Consider the following 18,358-nt stretch of genomic DNA (forward strand, 5'->3'; position numbering starts at 1 on the left):
GGGCATCTTGCTGATAATTAGTGACGCCAAGTTAACCCAAAGGCCGGCGCATGGCAAATCAGCCGGACTATTAAACTCAGATGCATCCTTCATAAAAACAAAACTACACACGGCCCGACTCAGATTCATTTTGGATTTATGCCGCCGAACTGACTATCATCCGCCCATGACCGATACCAAAGCAAGCACGGGGTCGCTGCCGCTCAGCAAGGCGCTCCTCAAAAAATACAGAAGCCTTCACCAGAAGAAGTTCAGAAGTAAGTACCGCCTGTTTATAGCAGAGGGCGACCGAACCGTGCGTCAGTTTCTGCACCGGACGCAGCCGGGCATCGAATCGCTGCTGATTTCACCTGAGTACGAAGCCGAACCGCAGCTGCTGAAGCTTTGCGGGATGAAAGGCATTTCCGTTTTTTCCTGCACCGCGGGTGAATTTGCCGAACTCAGTGACACCAAACAACCGCAGGGCATACTCGCCGTGTGCAAACAAGCTGATTTCGGCGAATTTGATGAAAAGCAGCTTCAGGGCGGAAGTGTTTACCTGGCCCTCGATGATTTGCGTGACCCCGGAAATCTCGGCACCATTTACCGCACAGCAGCCTGGTTTGGTATCAGCGGCCTGCTTTTGGGCAAGGGCTGTGCCGACCTGTACAATCCGAAGGTAACGCGCAGCACAGCCGGGGCGACCGGAAGCCTGCCCGCCTGGGAAACAGACTTGTCGGCGATGCTTGAAAAACTCAGCACAAACGGCTGTCAAATTCTCCTCCTCGACCTCAGCAAAGATGCCCGGACCCTGCAGGAAGTGGCAGCTGAACAGGCTCTCCAAAAAAAAGAAAGCCGGCCACCACTTGTACTGGTGACCGGCAATGAAGCTCACGGTATAAGCCCGGATCTGCGGGGCAGGTATCCGGCGATTTATATTCCGGGCATGGACGGAGATGTCGAAAGCCTCAATGCCGCTACGAGCACAGCCATCGCACTGTACGCACTCAGCAGAATGCGTTAGTTTCGGGGGATGGCGACCTGAGTCGGATCAGAACTCCGGGCCGGGCAAACTCAAATCCACGGGGACTGAGCCGAGGCGCGGGCAATCTTGGCTGCGTCGATAGCAATCACGAGCTCTTCGTTGGTCGGCACTACGTAGATGGCGACTTTCGAGTCGTCAGTGCTGATGCGGGTAAGCTCGCCCGGCTTCACGGCTTCGTTGCGGTCTTCATCAAGCTTCACCCCGAGAAAATCCATGCCTTCGACCGCTTTCTTGCGAATCAGGGCTGAGTTTTCACCAATACCGGCGGTAAACAGAATGGCATCGCATCCGTTCATCGAAGCCATGTAGGAGCCGATGTACTGCTTTATTTTATAGCAAAAAACATCAATCGCCTGCTGACAGCGGCGGTCTCCTTTTTGGGCTTCATCAACGAGATCCCGCATGTCGGCAGCATAGCCGCTGAGCCCGAGCAGGCCGCTGTGTCTGTTCAGCAGCGCATGAACACTGCTGAGCGGCAGCTCTTCCTTCTCTACCAGATAAAACAGAATACTCGGATCGAGGTCACCGCTGCGGGTGCCCATCACCAAACCTGAGAGCGGCGTAAAGCCCATGGAGGTATCAACCGATTTTCCGCCATCGATGGCGCAAATGGAAGCGCCGTTGCCGAGATGGCAGCTGATCACCTTGGTTTCTTTCACATCTTTGAGGATCAGCTTGTAATACTGACGGCTCACGAAATAATGTGAGGTGCCGTGGAATCCGTATTTCCGGATTTTATAGCGGCGGTAAAGCCGGTTGGGGATGCCGTACAGGTAGGCATGTGCCGGAAGCGAGTGATGAAATGCCGTATCAAAAACGGCCACATGCGGAATATCGGGCAGGGCTTCTTTTGCTGCCTGAATACCTTTCAGGTTGGGCGGATTGTGAAGCGGCGCCAGGTCGAAAGCCTGCTCGATGGCTTCCATCACATCCTCATCAATCAGAACCGAATCCTTAAACATATCGCTGCCATGCACAACCCGGTGCCCGACGGCCTTGATGTCGGAAGCCGCCTCAATAATTTTATTCTCGGGGCTAAGCAGGTAATCCAGAATTTCCTTCAGGGCTTCGGTATGGTTCTGGATGATTTTGGTTTCCCTTGTCTTTTTGCCGTCAGCCGGTTCATGCTTCACAATAGCCGTAACCGCACCAATGCGCTCTACGAGTCCGCGGCAAACGCCTTCTCTTGTTTCTGTGTGGATGAGGTCGTATTTCACGGAAGAACTTCCGCAGTTAATTACCAAAACAAGCATAATATTTATTTATTGGGAGGGTGAGGCATGTCTTTATTCTGAGTAACTGCCTGCACCCTATATTCTGTTAAAAAAACTCATAGCTGCTGCCTAAATATACGACCCCTTCGGGCCGAAAAGCGAAAAGCCTTCCCTCCGAAGAGAAAAGGCTTTTCTGCAATAATTCAGAAGATTTAGCGGGACAGGCCGGCTTTAATCTTTCTTCTTTTCTTCGTCGTCAACGACTTCGTAGTCGGCATCAACGGCTCCGTCGTCAGAGGCCTGCTGCTGCCCGGCATCAGCGCCCATATCGGCACCTGCGCCCGGCTGTGCGCCGGCTGCGGCCTGCATCTCCTGCGTTGCGTCGGCCCAGGCTTTGTTGAGGGCTTCCACTTTCGCATCGATGGCGTCCACGTTTTCTGATTTGTGGGCTTCTTTCAGCTCAGTGAGGGCATCGTTGATTTTCGCCTTGGTGCCTTCTGAGAGCTTGTCGCCAAATTCACCCAGCTGCTTCTCGGTAGAAAAGATGAGGGAATCAGCCTGATTCAGCTTGTCGATACGCTCGCGGATTTTCTTATCCTCGTCGGCATGTTCCTGAGCGGCCTGACGCATCTTCTCGATTTCAGCATCAGAGAGTCCGGAGCTGGATTCAATGCGGATTTTCTGCTCTTTGCCGGTCGCCTTGTCTTTGGCGCTCACGTTAAGCACGCCGTTGGCGTCGATATCGAAAGTTACTTCGATTTGAGGCATGCCGCGCGGTGCCGGCGGAATACCGTCGAGGTGAAACTTGCCGAGCGTGCGGTTATCGACTGCGCGGGTACGCTCACCCTGCAAAATGTGGATTTCAACCGAGGTCTGACTATCAGCGGCGGTTGAGAACACTTCTTTCTTGCTTGTGGGGATGGTGGTGTTGGCATCGATCAGCTTGGTCATCACGCCGCCGAGGGTCTCGATTCCGAGCGACAGCGGGGTAACGTCGAGCAGTACCACATCCTTCACATCACCGGTGAGTACACCGCCCTGAATCGCAGCGCCAACGGCAACCACTTCATCAGGGTTAACGCCCTTGCTTGGCTCCTTGCCGAAGAACTCCTTCACTGATTCCTGAATTCTCGGAATACGGGTGGAACCCCCAACGAGGATAACCTGATCGATCTGGCTCTTGGAGATTTTCGCGTCGCGGATGGCTTTTTCGCAGGGCTCGAGGGTGCGCTTCACCAGATCATCAACAAGCTGCTCAAACTTGGAGCGGGAGAGGTCGATGTTAAGGTGTTTCGGGCCGCTTTGGTCAGCGGTGATGAACGGCAGATTGATGTTGGTTTTGGATGAGCTGGAAAGCTCGATTTTGGCTTTCTCCGCTGCATCTTTGAGACGCTGCATCGCCATGGCATCGTTGCTGAGGTCGATGCCGTCGCTGTTCTTGAATTCCTGAACCAGGAACTTGATGATGCGTGAGTCGAAGTCGTCGCCACCGAGGTGCGTATCACCGCTGGTTGATTTCACTTCGAAAACGCCGTCGCCGAGCTCAAGGATGGAGATATCGAAAGTACCGCCGCCAAGGTCATACACCGCGATGGTCTGGTTTTTGTCTTTTTTATCAAGACCGTAGGCAAGGGCCGCAGCCGTTGGCTCGTTGATGATGCGCTTCACTTCAAGTCCGGCGATCGCACCGGCTTCCTGTGTGGCTTTACGCTGCGCATCGTTAAAGTAAGCCGGAACTGTGATTACAGCTTCGGTAACTTTCTCGCCCAGGTATTCTTCAGCGGTCTGCTTCATTTTCTGAAGCACCATCGCGGAAATTTCCTGCGGGGCGTATTTGCGGTCGTCGATATTTACACGGGCAGTGCCGTCGTCGCCGCGCACTACATCGTAAGGGCTGTCGGCGATTTCGTTGCTTACTTCATCATACTTACGCCCCATGAAGCGCTTGATGGAAGCGATCGTTTTGGTCGGGTTTGTGATGGCCTGACGCTTGGCCGGGGCACCCACAAGGCGCTCACCGTCTTTGGTGAAAGCCACAACCGACGGGGTTGTTCTTCCTCCCTCTGCATTGGGGATTACGACGGGGTCGTTCCCTTCCATAACCGATACGCACGAGTTAGTGGTACCGAGGTCAATTCCTATAATTTTTCCCATGATGTTTAATTCGTGAGTTTAGGTGGTTTGTTTATTCAATGATAATCGTATCGGATTCAGGTGTTTCAGCTTCGAGCGGCACCGTAACCGTGAGCACTCCGTTTCTAAAAGCGGCTTTAATGCCTGAGGGCTTTGCATTGCCGGGCATTGAAAAGGAACGGGTGAAAGATCCGGTACTGCGTTCCTGCCTGAGCACTTCCTGATTGGTGCTATAGGAAATCTGTCGCGAACCGGATATGGTGAGCGCATTGCCCGCAAGTGAAACTTTCACATCTTCCTTCTCCATGCCGGGCAGATCCACATATAAAGTGAGCGTATTGGGGTCCGCTACGGCATCAAGCCGTGGTTTGAAGCCACGATCCTGAGCAGCAGAAGTTAGCCCGATGCTGCCGGCAAAATCATGAACGTCTTTGCCAAGCTCATGAAGCCGCTTTTCCAGCTCTTTAAAGTTAAACTGAGACACTTTGCATCCTCATTTAGGTTGAAGTTTGTGCTCATTCAACAAACATAGTGCCAAAAAACAGGCTCAACGGGCGGGCTGTCGTATTGTCAAATGTTTTTTTGAGCCTGTCACTTTTGCCTCCAAATCAAAACGAAGGTGACAATGCTGCGGCCAGATCGCAGAGGCTGGGTAAATTAGCCTGCCGTTTCTGCCATTTATCCGCAAATACTGCCCGTAAAAAAAGCCCCGGCAAGCTGCACAGGGCTTTTCCCAAGGGTGTCGGGATACCGGTGTCAGTCGGCAAGCAGGCTCAGGTCGCGGTAAAAGTGAGGGTAAGAAATGGCTGTACAGTCAGCTCCGGTGATTACGGAAGGGCCGCTGCCTTTCAGAGCAAGTATGGATGATGCCATTGCGATACGATGATCGTGAAACGATGCGTGCTCGGCCGGTTCACATGGTCCGGCTCCGCCCCCGATCACCTCAAAGCCGTCTTTGTACTCAACAACTTTAATACCTGCTTTGCGAAGCATTTCTGCGACGGCAGCTATGCGGTCGCATTCCTTAGCCCGGAGTTCAGAAGCATTGCGCACCTCCGATTTCCCCCTGGCAAAACCCATCGCTACAGCGAGCACGGGAATTTCGTCGATTGCATTCGGAATTTCAGTTTCCAGCAAACTTACCGGCCGCAGCTGTGCACTTTTTATAGTGATGTCTGCTACCGGCTCACCCACAGCTTGCGAGGCCTGCATATTTGGAGGAAGCGTTACGCGAATATCGGCACCCATTCGTTGTAATATGCTGATTACGGCACTTCTGGAAGGATTTACACCTACGCCGCGCAGCACAATTTCAGAGCCGGGAATAACGGATGCTGCTACCATCCAAAAGGCAGCTGCCGAGATATCGTTGGGAACGGTAAGGTGCTGAGGCCGAACTTCAAATTCCCGCGATGATTTTAACACACGGGTACCATCAGCATTGAAATCCATCTCAAGGCCGAGCATGCGTTCGGTATGGTCCCGACTTGGAAGTTTTTCCGTAACGCGGGTCTCGCCGTCGGCAAACAGCCCGGCAAGCAGCACACAGGATTTCACCTGAGCGCTGGGCATCGGCAGCGGATAATCGATAGCATGCAGGCCTTTGTGCGGGCGGAAAAGAATGGGCGCGCGGTTGCCTTCAGCGGTTTCAATTTCGGCCCCCATGAGCCCCAAAGGCTCTGTGATCCGCTTCATGGGTCGTGAGGAGAGCGACGCATCGCCAGTGAGCGTTACCGGCAGGCCTGCGCCGGCAACCATCCCGCTAAGCAGCCGCATGGTTGTGCCGGAATTACCGCAATCGATTTCAGATTTTATCGGGGAGAAGGTCTTACGGCCTTTGGCACGGATCACAATGGTGTTTCCGTCTGTTTCGACCGGCACCCCAAGATCGCGCAGGCACTGAAGCGTACTTTGCGGGTCGGCAGCTTCGGAAAAATTGCGGATAACGGATTCCCCCCTGGCAAGGGTAGCAAACAAAGCGGCCCGGTGTGCGATAGATTTATCCGCGGGAAGGTCCGTTATTTCGCCCCTCAGGCATTTTGCCGGTTCTACAGTTTTGTTCATGGGTATTGAGTTTACATTTTCAAAATCGCTGAGCGTCAGTTTCTGTATGAGAACATCAAGCTATGATTTGCTTGTTTCAGCTGCATAAAAAACAAGGGGCAGAGCGTGTATTGCCGCCCGTCTGAATTTAAGCCGCTTAACCATCATACCAAAATACCCGTCTTAAATGCCTGCAGCCATTTTCCTGACAGCTCTTGTTGCAAAAAAAGAAGGCAGGTATGTATCAAGGGCTTTCTCCCCTCCCCTGTCATCCTCATAAAAATCAGTAATCACAAACCCCGCTTTCAGCTGTCCGCCAATCTGATCTGTGAGGCTGTGCCCGAATTCGAGCGTCTCCTGAGCCAAAAGCAAGGCGTTCAGCTTTTCATGTGAAAGGCTTTTCAAATCAGAATACGGCTGCGGGTACGTCAGTTTAAACGGCGGCCCTTCCGGCTCAAACTGGAAAATTACCGGATTTACCATGCCGGCCATGAGAACACCGCCGGGTTTCAGCACCCGAAAGCACTGCTGCCAAACCTTGTTCACATCCTCAGTAAAAACCACCGAACAGGGGTTAAAAATAAGATCAAACCATGCGTCAGGGAGTGCGGAGAGATCTGCCATATCACCCTGAATGGTTTTGATGCCAAGCCCGTACTTGTCGCTCAGCCTGCGATCCTGACGCAGCTGATTTTCGGAATTATCAAAAATGGTGACTGCTGCGCCCGCGGCCGCAAGCAGCGGCCCCTGCTGTCCGCCGGCGGCGGCAAGCCCCAGAACACGGCAACCATTCAGTTCCGGAAACCAGTTGTGCGGCGCAAACTTAACCGGCGTGAGCAGCACCTTCGGAAGGTCTGTACGGGCTTGCCTTATTTGCTCACCGCTAACGGGCACAGTCCAGCGGTTCTGTTCAGCCACATACCGATCCCAGACCATGCGGTTATGTGCAGCTACATCGGGTTTTAATGCCGAGTGTGAATCCGGGTCGGGTAAAGTATTCACTCAGACGCCGCTCAGCGCAGCAGGGTTTGTGCGCGCTGTGCATAGCTGCTTCCGGGGTACTCTTCCCGGATGATTCGGCCGATCTGTTCGGCTTCGGTTCTGTTTCCAACTGCCAGGTTTGAGGTGATGGCACCGAGCATGGCTTCAGCTACCCAGCTGGTGTAGGCGCCAAAGAAGATGCGCACATTCCCGAATTCCCGCAGGGCATCGGTGTGCAGGTTCTGCCGCTGCAACGAGAGCGCATGCCTGAACTGTGCTTCCGCACCGGCTTCCCCCGTATTGCTGTCAGATACCTCTTTAAAAATTTCGGCTGCCTTGCGGAAATCCTGCTGCGCATAGGCTACCCTGCCAAGACCAAGTTTAACCAGTGCCTGATTGCCGCTGAGCCGCGATGCGGCTTCAAAACGGGCCTGCGCCTCCGATACCTGCCCAAGGCCGAGTGCAGCCTTGCCAAGGCCTACGTTGGCTTCAAACTGCATTCTTCTGCTTCCCTCCAGCAGCATGCTGAAAGTCTGGCGCGCACTGTTGAATTCCCCGCCTTCCAGGTAGAGGTTTCCAAGCTCGAGCAGGGCTACATCACTTTCACGGGCATTGGTGTACTCGTCGGTGATGGTCCGGTAGGCTTCCTTAGCCTTTTCGGTCTGTCCCAAAGCCCGGTGCGCTTCGGCTATGCGGAGAAGCGCCTCGGGTATACGCCGCTCGTTGTTGGTAATGCGGATGTACTGACGGAAAGAGGTGATGGCTTCTTCGTAGTCAGCCGTTTCCAGTAATGAAAGCGCCTGCCGGAAGCGCAGCTGATCAGCAGTGCCTGCCTGCGGATTTCCGGCCAGAAATGCTTCCAGAATATCGTTGCTCGTATCAGGCATACCGGCTGACTGTTGCGCAAACTGAATGCCGTTTACCGCTTCAATAATCAGATCGCTTTGGGGGAAACGCTCAAGAACCCGCTGATAGGCTGCAATAGCCTGCTCAAATTCCTGCGCGTTAAAGTAAGCATTTCCAATATTGAACTGTGCCCGCGGTGCCCATTGGGAGCGAGGAAAGCGGCGTATCACATGCCCGAATTCCTCAGCGGCCTGTGTGTAGTTTCCGGAAAGCAGGTAGATGTAGCCTATACTGTACTGCGCCTGCTCACGGAACGGACTTTGCGGGAAATCTTCGATGAGTTCCCGAAAGGTGCGCACGGCTTCGAAAGTGCGCTCATCCCGGTAGAAGCTTGTTGCAATCTGATACGTCGCATAATCGGCACTTCGATCGAATGCGAGTGATCTTTCATAAAATGCGATGGCATCATCAAAGCGGCGGAGGGCAAACTTGGCGTCAGCAATCCGGAGCTGAGCATCAATATCGTATGGGAAAACGGCAATATCGGGCTGACTAAAATTATCCAGAAAAGCCATCAGGGGCGGAATGGCCTGCTCAAAATCACCCATCATAAAATAACTCCAGCCCAGAGAGTAGCGGGCGGCGGCGGCAAATTCACCGTTGGGGAACTCCCTGATGTAACGGGCAAAGCGAATCGCTGCGGGGCCGAACTCTTCCATATTGAAATAGCTGTCGGCGCTCCAGAACAATGCTTCGCTGCCGAGGTCGGAAGTTGGGGTAGCCTGAAAGACGCTTTCAAAAACAGGCTGTGCTTCATCCCAGGCGCGGTTGCGGAACAGCACCCACCCCCTCTGAAACCTTGCCTGAAGCTGCACTTCCGGGGTTACGGTACCTGCCGCTTCAGCCTGCTGAAAGGCTTCGATTGCGCGGCGGTATTCGGCGTTGGCAAAGTAGGCTTCACCGAGCAGGCTGTAAACCTCGCCTGGTTTTTGAAGCGGCTGCAGGTTACGCACTACATACAGCAAGCGCTCAATGGCAGACACATGATCTCCAATTTCTGCAAGGATGAGTGCCCACTCGAAATAAGCCTGCTCAACCCAGGGCCCTGTGCTGAAGCGGTTTGCGAAGGTTTCAAAGGTTTGGACAGCCAGATCGTACCGGCCGCTGAGTTTGTGGTTAACGGCCTTATAGTAAAGAGCACGCCGGGAAAGGTCGTCGTCAGCAGTTGAAACGGCCCGGTTGAAAGAATCTGCTGCCCAGTGAAAAACCTGCTGCCGGTGAAATACCCAGCCCAGCCCGTAATGAGCAAGGCGCACATCCCCCCCTTCATTCAGGCGTATGTACGTACGGTACCAGGTTGAAGCGCTTTCAAGATCACCCAGATAGCTGAAGCTTTCAGCCATAATCATAGCTGCTTTTGACTGCTGCTCGCGGTTTAACCTCGGGTAGGCAGTACGCAAGGAGTTTACGGCTTCTTCGAAACGCCCCTGCCGGTAATAGGCTTCACCAAGTGCCGTTCCAACACCTTCGGTAACAGCAGCAAGCGGATAACCGCGCCTAAGCAGTTCGAACATTTCGGCAGCAAGCTCATATTCTTCGCTGTCGAGATACAGCCGGCCGCGGGTGAACAGAGCCTCCGCGGCACTTTCTGTATTCTGATGCTTTGTGTGGATTTGCTCAAGGAAATAGTGCGCACGCTCAAAGTCAGAGAGCTCAACGTGGGTCTGCGCATTCCAGTAGAGCACCTGCCGTTCAAAAGGAGCGGGCAGGTTCAGAGCGAGTGCGCGCTCATAAAAAACCGAAGCCTGCCGAAAACTTCCGTCCTGAAAATTCCGGTGTCCGAGGTCAGCGTACAGGTTCCCCGCTTCGGCACTGTTAGGAAAGTCTGTTATAAAACTGTCGAAAAAAAGCAGCGTGCGGTCAGGATCGAGCGCCGCCTGAGCCAGGGCCGTGTAATATCGGGCCGTTTTGAACTGCTGATCGGTATCAGGATGAGCTATGAAGCGGTCAAAAAAGGAAATAGCCTGCTCAAACTGACCGTTTTCGTAGAGGGTGATGCCTGTTGAGAGTGCTTCCTGAGCAGGAAGCTGATGATGCTGTGCACTTACCCAAACCGGAGCAAAGAATACGGCACAGCCCAATAAAGTGACCAAAAAAACGCGATTCAGAGAATCCAAAATCTGCCTTACTAAAGGTTGAATGAGGTGAATGGGCAAATATAACGTTTGTTGCAGCGGCTTTGCAAAACAGCGGTACAACTAACTTGCTTCGCCCTTCAGCTAAACGTTTGCAGGCGTTGCCTCATATGCGGGCAGGTAAAAAAACGAAGGCTACTTCTGTGAAGACCTTAAATGCTGAGAAACCTCATAAACTGATCCGCCCGGTCGTGCAGGTCATCATCGGTTTCAGTTTCTTTTGATTTGGAGGTGATGATGAATCCATAGCGGTTCAGCACTCTTAAAATGGGATCAATATCATCGGTATTCAGCTTTATGGAAACCCTGAATCGATCCGTTCCGGAAGCAGCGGGCTCAACGCCAATGCTCAGAATTTTCCCTCCTTCAAGCTCTGTAAGGCGCACAAGGTCGGTGAGGCAATAATCAGCCGGTTCCATTTCAACCATAATGGTTGCCCCTTTAAAATCAGGGTTAAGCAGCCTGATAAGTGCAGCGTCAATCTCGTTTCGGAGCACAAACCCCAGATATGACTCCTGATCATCAGACACTACGGCCGCCCGGCTATTGGCTTCAGACATCTGCCGGCAGGCATCCGAGATGTGCGTATTGGGATAAAGCGTGCAGGGTTTGCGTCTGATTTTCGGAAAAATGGTTTGATGGCGGTCTTTCTCGCTCAGGATATCTGCACGCTCAACGGTTCCGAGCAGTTTTCCGGTGGTGTAATCCACTACGGGCAGCACGTCGCAGTGCTGTACCCCCATGGCCATGAGGCCGTCTTCCACGGAGTTGGAAGCCCTGAGCGGTTCGTACAGGGGATTTAAAATTTCATGGATAAACATAATACCGGAAATAAAAAATGAGCCTTAAAAGAAGCGGTTCAACTATACAAACTCGGGAGAAATCAAATCGTTCGGTTCCAGCATTTCTTCAAGCCTTGCAAGTTTGTCCTTTCGGATGCGGAAGCTGATTTCAATGTACTCATCATGATACTTCTTAAAAAACACTTCTGCAGCATCAAAAATAAAACTGATGGCCTTAAAATTTTGAAGGGAGATGTTCATCTCTGCTTTCACATAGTCAGTCAAAGCCTGCTGTTCGATGATTTGCTGCAGATCAGAAAGCCCGATTCCGCGACTCGCAGAGATAAAAACGGCATCCGGGTATTCCCTGCGCAAACCAGCCAGAACCTCTGCATCTTTAACCGCATCGGTTTTATTGAATACGAGCAGGGTCGGTTTATGGTCGCTTTCTATGCCCTTAAGGGTTTCATCTACTACAGCTTTGTACTCAAGTACGGAGGGCGAGGAAGCGTCCATTACGTGAAGCAACACATCCGCCTCTCTGATTTCATCAAGAGTTGATTTGAAACTATCCACAAGGTGGTGGGGAAGCTTCCGGATGAAGCCTACAGTATCGGAGAGCAGCACAGCAGTACTGCCGGTTTCAAACCGCCTGACGGTAGAATCGAGGGTGGCAAACAGCTTGTTTTCTGCCAGCACGGAGGTATTTGTAAGGGCATTCAGCAGCGATGATTTTCCCACGTTTGTATAGCCTACCAGCGCAATGCGCATAATACTTTCACGGCCTTTTCGCTGCGTTTTACGCTGCTGATCGAGTTTCCCGAGCTTTTCTTTGAGTACGGAAATCCGCTTGCCGATAATCCGGCGGTCAGTTTCAATCTGTGTTTCGCCGGGGCCTTTGGTACCGATTCCGCCTGATTGCCTGGAAAGGTGTGTCCAGAACCGGGTAAGCCTTGGCAGGATGTACTGAAGCTGTGCCAGTTCTACCTGTGTTTTGGCCGCCGCAGTTTGTGCCCGCGAAGCAAAAATATCGAGAATAAGCCCGCTTCGGTCGAGAATTTTGAGCTTGGTTTCCCTTTCGATATTCCGGGCTTGGGTAGGGGAAAGATCATCATCAAAAATGATCATATTGGCCTGCTTTTCGTTCGCAACAGATGCGATTTCCTGAAGCTTGCCCCGGCCTACATAGGTACCAACATCCGGCTTATCCCGGTTTTGCAGCACTTTATGCACAACATCTCCCCCTGCTGTGTTAACGAGCATTTGCAGTTCTTCAAGATATTCTTCGGCTTTTTGCTGCGGCACGTGGGCTCCGTAAAGCCCGGCAATCAGAACTTTTTCAGGTTGACTGCCTTTTTTTTGGTCTTCTGTAAAGCTCAAATAAGTGGTATTAAGAATGTTTGGCTAAACCCGGGCCCGGAACAGATCAGGGTTTGATGTTGATTTTATTGAGAATACTTTCATCAGTGAGGGTGTATCTGAACCGGCGGCCCAGCTTATGATTCAGAATTTTCCGCAGCTCACCGGCTTTTTCAGCAGGTACCGTAACTTCAAGCCGGTTAAACTGAGCAAGCTCGAAGTATTCTGATGTTCGTTTATAGATGAACACAAAAGCCATGCCATCCTGTACTTCATTCTCAGCAAAATCGTGTACTTCATGCCAGGCAACCGTCTGAGACGGATCATTGATATTTTTCATAATTCCGTGATCGGTAATGTACCTTCTTGACATAAAATAGCTTGCTACCATCCAGTTAAATGCCAGAAAGGTGTACAGGCCTGCCACAAAGTAATGATCGCTCATGCCATTATACCATGCAATAGCACCCAGCGCCAGAGAAAGGCACATAAAAAGCGTGGCAAAGAGAGGGAATCCGAAAAAACGGCCGGTATTCCAGCTCAGGCGCACGTTTCTGAGCCGCCATGCATTGCTGAGTGTAAACGCAGACAGAAAAAAAGAAGCTATGCTGAAAAAAATCAGCACGGATGTGAGTAAAAAATACAGCTGAGCTGAATATTCGCTAAACGGCATCGGAGGGTTCTCCCGAAAACTTTTTCGTTACCAGACTTTCTGATAGTAATAAAATAAATCCTATTAAAACAAACCAATTCCAAATTTCGCGGCCTGTTCTGGCAGTTCCGATTTGTCCGGCAAGGTTTGTATCGCCGCTTCTGAGTTCAGTTACACGAACATTCGGAAAGTGTGCCGAAAACAAACTGTTAACAGCTTCCCTGCCTAACGTTCTGAGGTCTGACTCTGTTGTACGCTGGTTTACTGCTACCTCAAGCGTGTCGTTTCCGGACGCTATGCGCGCAATCCCCGGCTTCCAGCTGTCTGTTTCGGCTATCAGGCGTACCCCTCTGCCCTGCGTTGCAATTTCAGGCACAAGTACCTGATCTCCTATGGTGATGGAAGCCTGATTAAACTCACTTCGGGTGTGCCATTCAAAAGTTTCTCCAAGCCGGAAGGTATTAAGCCCGCCCCGCTCACCTGAAGCGGCATACAGCCCGAGCCGGTAAAAAAACGGTGCAAAAAGCGGATTCACCGAAAAAGCTGACCATTCGGGGCTTGTGTTTATTGCCGATACGAACAGCCTTCCTTCTCCCAGATTGTGCTGCACCAAAAGCGGATCGCCTAAACTTGTGCGCAGTATTTGCTGAGCCGCACTCCCTCCGGCTACGCTATAGCGCCAGTAATGGAATATATTGGGAAGCTCAATACGCACATCTTCTTCATCGGTGACGTCAAAAATATCATCGAGTACAGGGTGTCCCCTTACAATCATACCGAGCTGTGCTACGCTGCGAAAACGGCCCGGGTCTCCCAAAATGCCGGTGAAACGACCTGCATTTACACGTTCCAGAAAACGGTTGATGCGCTCCGGACTGCCCGCTTCACCCGGAAAAATGATGAGCCCGCCCCCCTGCTGTACAAAGGTGAGCAGATCAGGCCAGGTAAACTCGGGGATATCTGATACTCCTTCAAGCATGATGGCATCAGGTGTATTCTGCATGGCCTGTGTGAAGCCGTCCCAGCCCGTACGCTGCACCTCAACACGGCCAGCAGTACGCTGTGCTGCTTCGAAAACAGGCTTCAGCCAGGATACTGCCTGACTTCCCGGCCGGGACTCGTTAACAATGAGAACGGAACGGGTTTTCGGCAGTTCGAAAGCAAAGTAGCGGGTGTTATCGAAGCCGATCGGATCGCCTTCCAAAACGGCCCGGCCCGAAAAGGAACCCGATTCGGGCGGGATAACCTCAAACGACCACATACCCGTTTGCATGGGCTCGAGGTTGATCTGATACTGCCCGGCGATTTCCCCCATGCTTTCAAGCGATAAAAAATAGTTGATAACAGGCCGTTCTGCGTAATTAGTAACTTCCACATCAATAGTAAGCGGGCGCCCGCCTGCGGCAATCTGACTGCGGCTGCTAATGCCCGTAATGCCCGCATTGGCGGCGGGCTGCTCACCGGTGAGAATAGTGTTAAAGGGCATCAGATTAAGACTGAACTGCGGCTCAATGCTCAGCTCCTGAAGCTGCGTGGCCAGATCGTCTGCCCCCCGGCCGATGTAATAGGCACTTCGGTTTTCACGGTCGGTAATGCCGGCCCGCCGGATGAGCTGCTCCAGGCGCTGACCCGTAAAATTGCCGGCATTCACCGGTTCGAGCTGTTCCAGCAGCCGGCGTGCCTGCGCCTGACTCATTTCTTCAGCCATGAGCAGCTCGCCGTGGGTATTGTAGATGAGAAAGCGGTCTTCAGCTGATGCAGCGTCAATCAGGCGGCCTGCTGCTGCTGCTGCCGTTTCCATGAGCGGGCCCCGCTCGTCAATTTGTGTCATTCCCGGGCCGTTTTCAAGCAAAATGAGGTACAGCACAGAACCGCTGCTGAAACTCAGCACAGATCCGGGTGAGAGCATAGGGCGGGCAAGGGCAGCTGCAAGAAGCATAATGGCCGCGATACGAATAGCCAGTAAAATGCGTTTCTTGAGCTTAAGCTGTTTAATTGAGCTTTTCTGCAGCCGCTTAAAAAAAACAAGCGTCGAAAAAACCTGCTTCTTCGGTTTCCGGAAATTTATCAGGTGCAGAATAAGCGGTATGGCAATTGCCAGCAGGCCAAGTAAATAAAGAGGGGTAAGAAAACTCATGCAGAAAAATATTAATTTAGGCAGCAACCAGAGAAACCGGAAAAACCCTGAAAACCAGGCAGGGTTCAACCCTGTAATTACAGAACAGAACGAACGGGAACACGTTTTGAAGATACTAAAAACAACGAACAGCCAAATTTCATCCGCTTCATTATCAAAATTAATTCATCCTTTTAACATGTTGGTTAATCCACCGGTCTCATCACCCGTTCCATTCCTTTTTTTGCTCGTAATTCTGTTAACTGTACTAAATTCGTGCGGCAGGCTTTCTGATCAGCATTGGTCAGCTGCGGTTCCGGAAACTGCTGTGATGGTTTATGTTTTTGATGAAAATACCAGCCCTCAGGATGCGCTGAACGGTGATGCAGCAGGTTTTCTGAGGGAAACTGCGCTGCCAAATCTCACCAGTTTCGATGAACTCAACGCCGCTGCCGGCGCAGCGCTGCAGGTTAAGGCACTCATTCTGAGTCCGGCTGCAGCAAGTTCGCAGGCACCGGTATGGCTGATGCAGGGCGGCATATCGGGCCCGAACCTGGCCTCTTACTTCAGCAGGCCATTCACCCAAAACAGCTACCGTTTCAACGGTACCCGCGTGTACCGTCTGTTTCTTGCCAACGGTGATGTCTGGTTTTTATCACAACTCGGCAGCACCATTATTGTATCACCCAACAGCCGGGCACTGGAGGAATCTGTAAAAAGCTACACAGGCAGGCTGTCAGCAATGGTTTTCGACGGCGGGCAGCCTCCGGCTCAGTCGGCATCCGTGTATGTGAACTTTCCCGCATCGGATGCTTTTGCCATGCAACTCGGGCGGCCCATTTTCAGGCCGCTTATTGAAGGCGGATTTCAGGGGCTGCAGCCCGCCGCCCTACGTGTACAAAACTCCGGCGGTGGCAGGCTAACTATTGAGCTGACGTCGCGCATACCGCTTAGCACGCCCCGTTCTGCGTTTGTACAAACCCTGGCCACCCCGCCTGTCACCCTGCGTATGGACCGCTACATACCGCGTGATGCTGCCGTTTTCGGCATGTTTCAGGCAGAACGTATCGGTCGTTTCAGTGAATCAGCTGAGCAAACTGACGATACTGATCTCGACCGCCATCTTACTGCCCGCCCGCAGCTCGTTTCCGCCATTTCTTCCACCCTCGGGGAGCAGGCTGCATTTGCAGGATTTTATACCCTGGGCTTTTCTCCTCTTGAAGAAACGGCCTGGCTGCGCCTGATCAGCGACCGCAGTTCGCTGCGCAATGAATTCGACCGCCTCGTAACCGACGGTCTGGGTGTGCGGGCCGGAAACTTTTACTCCTTCCGAAGCCGCAAACTGGCACAGCTGCTTGGCGGCCCTCTCACTCCTTATGAGGCGTTTTCGGTCGGAATTCTGAATGATGTGATCGTTCTGGCACCACGAACCGGGCTAATTCAGCGCATTTCTACCGACATTAACCGCCGCAGGGTTTTGTTTTTTGATGATGACTACCTGAGCCGGAAAAGGGATCACCCCGAGCGGATGAGTGCTTATTTTTACGCCGATAACAGCAATTTCCGCTCCTTTATTGAGCCCTATACCGATCCGGTTTCGAACGCGCTTACCTACCTGAATTACTTCGACCTGCTCAGCCTCTCCGTAGTTCAGGAACGGGATGAAATACGACTCGAAACGCGCCTGCAGCAGGTTGAGCGGCAATCTCTGCCGTTTGTGGACCGCTGGTTCTTCCCTGTTACCCGGGGTGAACTTACCGGACCTGTAACCGTTGGAAAACTGCAGCAGAGCAGTCGTAACGACATTGTTTTTGCCACTACAGCCAACCGTGTTGTAGCTCTTGCCGCAGACGGCACCGAGATCTTTACAGCATCTACCAACGATGACCGCCCGATAGGCTCTCCTGTACTCTACGACTGGTACGCTAACAATCAGACCGCAGTGCTCATTGCTGCCGGTAACAAAATATACGGATGGAACAACCGCGGGCAGCTGCTCCCCAACTTCCCTTTCGAGCTGGAAGAGGAAATTACGAGCCCTCTGCTGATTGAAGACATCAGCCGGAGCGGGCTTCCTGAAGCCGTCGTTGCTACACGCGACCGCAAGCTGCACGTGCTCAGCGGGCGCGGCATTAACATCAGCGGCTGGCCGCAAACCACCAACACTACTATCGGGCATCAGCCTGTTTTTGCCCAGCTGGACGGGCGTCACGCCCTCATTGCACAGGCCGGAAATGCTGTTTTTGCCTGGAATCAGGACGGCAACCTGCGGGAAGGATTCCCGGTTTTTACAGATGCCCCCCTCTATGGTTCACCGGTACTGCATCAGAACCAGCTGTTTACCGGCGGACAAAACGGGCGGTTATACGCTATCTCGAAAGGAGAATCATTCCTGGCTGAGCTGAGTCAGCCCGGCGACGGCAGCAGTACCCCTTCAGATGCCGTGTATCAGGTACGATCCATTGAAGTTGCATCAGGTAATGTGAGTGCCGGAATTATCCGTAACCTTCGGGTGCCTGTACTGGAAACTCCCGAAGAAAACGGCGGCAATCAGAGCTCATCCTCAAATCCGCAAACAGAGATGCAGCAGCTTATTAGCATTCAGAGCGGGAGCTCTGTTTTCCTCTATGATCTTCAGGGGAGGCTTCGCTTCAACCGATCGGTAGGCCGGCCTATTGATACCTCCTCACCAGTAACTATTGAAGACCTGAACCGTGACGGCCGCCCTGAAATTATTGTTACTGCCCAGTTTGGCCGCATGTTTGCGTGGACCATCGAAACCGGGGCTGCTTATCAGGGGCTGCCTGCTACTTCTGTGAGGCACCCTTCAACAGCGAGACTTGGCTCAGACGGCCTCACTAACATCATCGCAGGTACAAGCAATGGCGTAAGCAGCTGGGCTATACGTAACTAAAGCTTCAAAAAAAAGCTGCTCATATCTGGCAGCAGATCTATTTCGCGATAAAAAAAGGGGTGACGGTCATAAATCCGTCACCCCCTTTTTTTTATATAA

Annotated in this window: 12 protein-coding genes; 2 read left to right on the forward strand and 10 right to left on the reverse strand. The window is 52.4% G+C overall.

The window, feature by feature from the left end:
* Window positions 1–166: 166 nt before the first annotated feature.
* Entirely contained in the window at window positions 167–1,003 is an 837-nt protein-coding gene (locus tag LAT75_RS05225; RefSeq protein ID WP_291481575.1) for an RNA methyltransferase, read from the forward strand.
* A 50-nt stretch (window positions 1,004–1,053) separates the two neighbouring features.
* Here LAT75_RS05225 and LAT75_RS05230 read toward each other — a convergent pair whose 3' ends face one another.
* The 10 genes from LAT75_RS05230 to LAT75_RS05275 all read right to left on the reverse strand — a co-directional run bounded on the left by LAT75_RS05230 (window position 1,054) and on the right by LAT75_RS05275 (window position 15,366).
* Window positions 1,054–2,277: an acetate kinase gene (locus LAT75_RS05230; RefSeq protein WP_291481576.1), complete on the reverse strand. Its 1,224-nt coding sequence runs from the start codon at window positions 2,275–2,277 to the stop codon at window positions 1,054–1,056.
* A 192-nt stretch (window positions 2,278–2,469) separates the two neighbouring features.
* Window positions 2,470–4,392 (reverse strand): molecular chaperone DnaK, encoded by a 1,923-nt coding sequence (gene dnaK / locus LAT75_RS05235; RefSeq protein WP_291481577.1) that lies wholly within the window; start codon window positions 4,390–4,392, stop codon window positions 2,470–2,472.
* Between the two features lie 31 nt (window positions 4,393–4,423).
* Window positions 4,424–4,855: an Hsp20/alpha crystallin family protein gene (locus LAT75_RS05240; RefSeq protein ID WP_291481578.1), complete on the reverse strand. Its 432-nt coding sequence runs from the start codon at window positions 4,853–4,855 to the stop codon at window positions 4,424–4,426.
* 272 nt (window positions 4,856–5,127) lie between these two features.
* A complete protein-coding gene (aroA, locus tag LAT75_RS05245; RefSeq protein WP_291481579.1) occupies window positions 5,128–6,435 on the reverse strand; it encodes a 3-phosphoshikimate 1-carboxyvinyltransferase in 1,308 nt (435 codons plus the stop codon).
* A gap of 162 nt (window positions 6,436–6,597) precedes the next feature.
* The gene (locus tag LAT75_RS05250; protein WP_291481580.1) at window positions 6,598–7,416 is read right to left on the reverse strand and encodes a class I SAM-dependent methyltransferase; all 819 of its coding nucleotides are present in this window, start codon (window positions 7,414–7,416) and stop codon (window positions 6,598–6,600) included.
* Window positions 7,417–7,427: 11 nt separating this feature from the next.
* Window positions 7,428–10,418: a tetratricopeptide repeat protein gene (locus LAT75_RS05255; RefSeq protein ID WP_291481581.1), complete on the reverse strand. Its 2,991-nt coding sequence runs from the start codon at window positions 10,416–10,418 to the stop codon at window positions 7,428–7,430.
* 170 nt (window positions 10,419–10,588) lie between these two features.
* On the reverse strand, window positions 10,589–11,257 hold the full coding sequence (locus tag LAT75_RS05260) for a CBS domain-containing protein (protein ID WP_291481582.1): 669 nt from the start codon (window positions 11,255–11,257) through the stop codon (window positions 10,589–10,591).
* Window positions 11,258–11,299: 42 nt separating this feature from the next.
* The gene (gene hflX / locus LAT75_RS05265) at window positions 11,300–12,598 is read right to left on the reverse strand and encodes a GTPase HflX (RefSeq protein ID WP_291481583.1); all 1,299 of its coding nucleotides are present in this window, start codon (window positions 12,596–12,598) and stop codon (window positions 11,300–11,302) included.
* 46 nt (window positions 12,599–12,644) lie between these two features.
* Complete coding sequence (locus tag LAT75_RS05270) at window positions 12,645–13,202, reverse strand: hypothetical protein (protein ID WP_291481584.1); 558 nt, start codon at window positions 13,200–13,202, stop codon at window positions 12,645–12,647.
* 37 nt (window positions 13,203–13,239) lie between these two features.
* Window positions 13,240–15,366, reverse strand: a complete 2,127-nt coding sequence (locus LAT75_RS05275; protein WP_291481585.1) for a BatA domain-containing protein — start codon at window positions 15,364–15,366, stop codon at window positions 13,240–13,242.
* Between the two features lie 310 nt (window positions 15,367–15,676).
* Here LAT75_RS05275 and LAT75_RS05280 point away from each other — a divergent pair, with 310 nt between their 5' ends.
* A complete protein-coding gene (locus LAT75_RS05280; RefSeq protein ID WP_291481586.1) occupies window positions 15,677–18,259 on the forward strand; it encodes a hypothetical protein in 2,583 nt (860 codons plus the stop codon).
* Window positions 18,260–18,358: the final 99 nt, after the last annotated feature.

It is taken from the genome of Cyclonatronum sp. (assembly GCF_022565315.1).
Classification (GTDB): Bacteria; Bacteroidota; Rhodothermia; order Balneolales; family Cyclonatronaceae; genus Cyclonatronum.

Bases quoted from the DNA above. Each gene is read 5' to 3' on its own strand.
- LAT75_RS05230 (WP_291481576.1), bottom strand. From the start codon at position 2,277: ATGCTTGTTTTGGTAATTAACTGCGGAAGTTCTTCCGTGAAATACGAC.
- LAT75_RS05260 (WP_291481582.1), bottom strand. From the start codon at position 11,257: ATGTTTATCCATGAAATTTTAAATCCCCTGTACGAACCGCTCAGGGCT.
- LAT75_RS05275 (WP_291481585.1), bottom strand. From the start codon at position 15,366: ATGAGTTTTCTTACCCCTCTTTATTTACTTGGCCTGCTGGCAATTGCC.
- dnaK (WP_291481577.1), bottom strand. From the start codon at position 4,392: ATGGGAAAAATTATAGGAATTGACCTCGGTACCACTAACTCGTGCGTA.
- aroA (WP_291481579.1), bottom strand. From the start codon at position 6,435: ATGAACAAAACTGTAGAACCGGCAAAATGCCTGAGGGGCGAAATAACG.
- LAT75_RS05280 (WP_291481586.1), top strand. From the start codon at position 15,677: ATGGTTTATGTTTTTGATGAAAATACCAGCCCTCAGGATGCGCTGAAC.
- LAT75_RS05225 (WP_291481575.1), top strand. From the start codon at position 167: ATGACCGATACCAAAGCAAGCACGGGGTCGCTGCCGCTCAGCAAGGCG.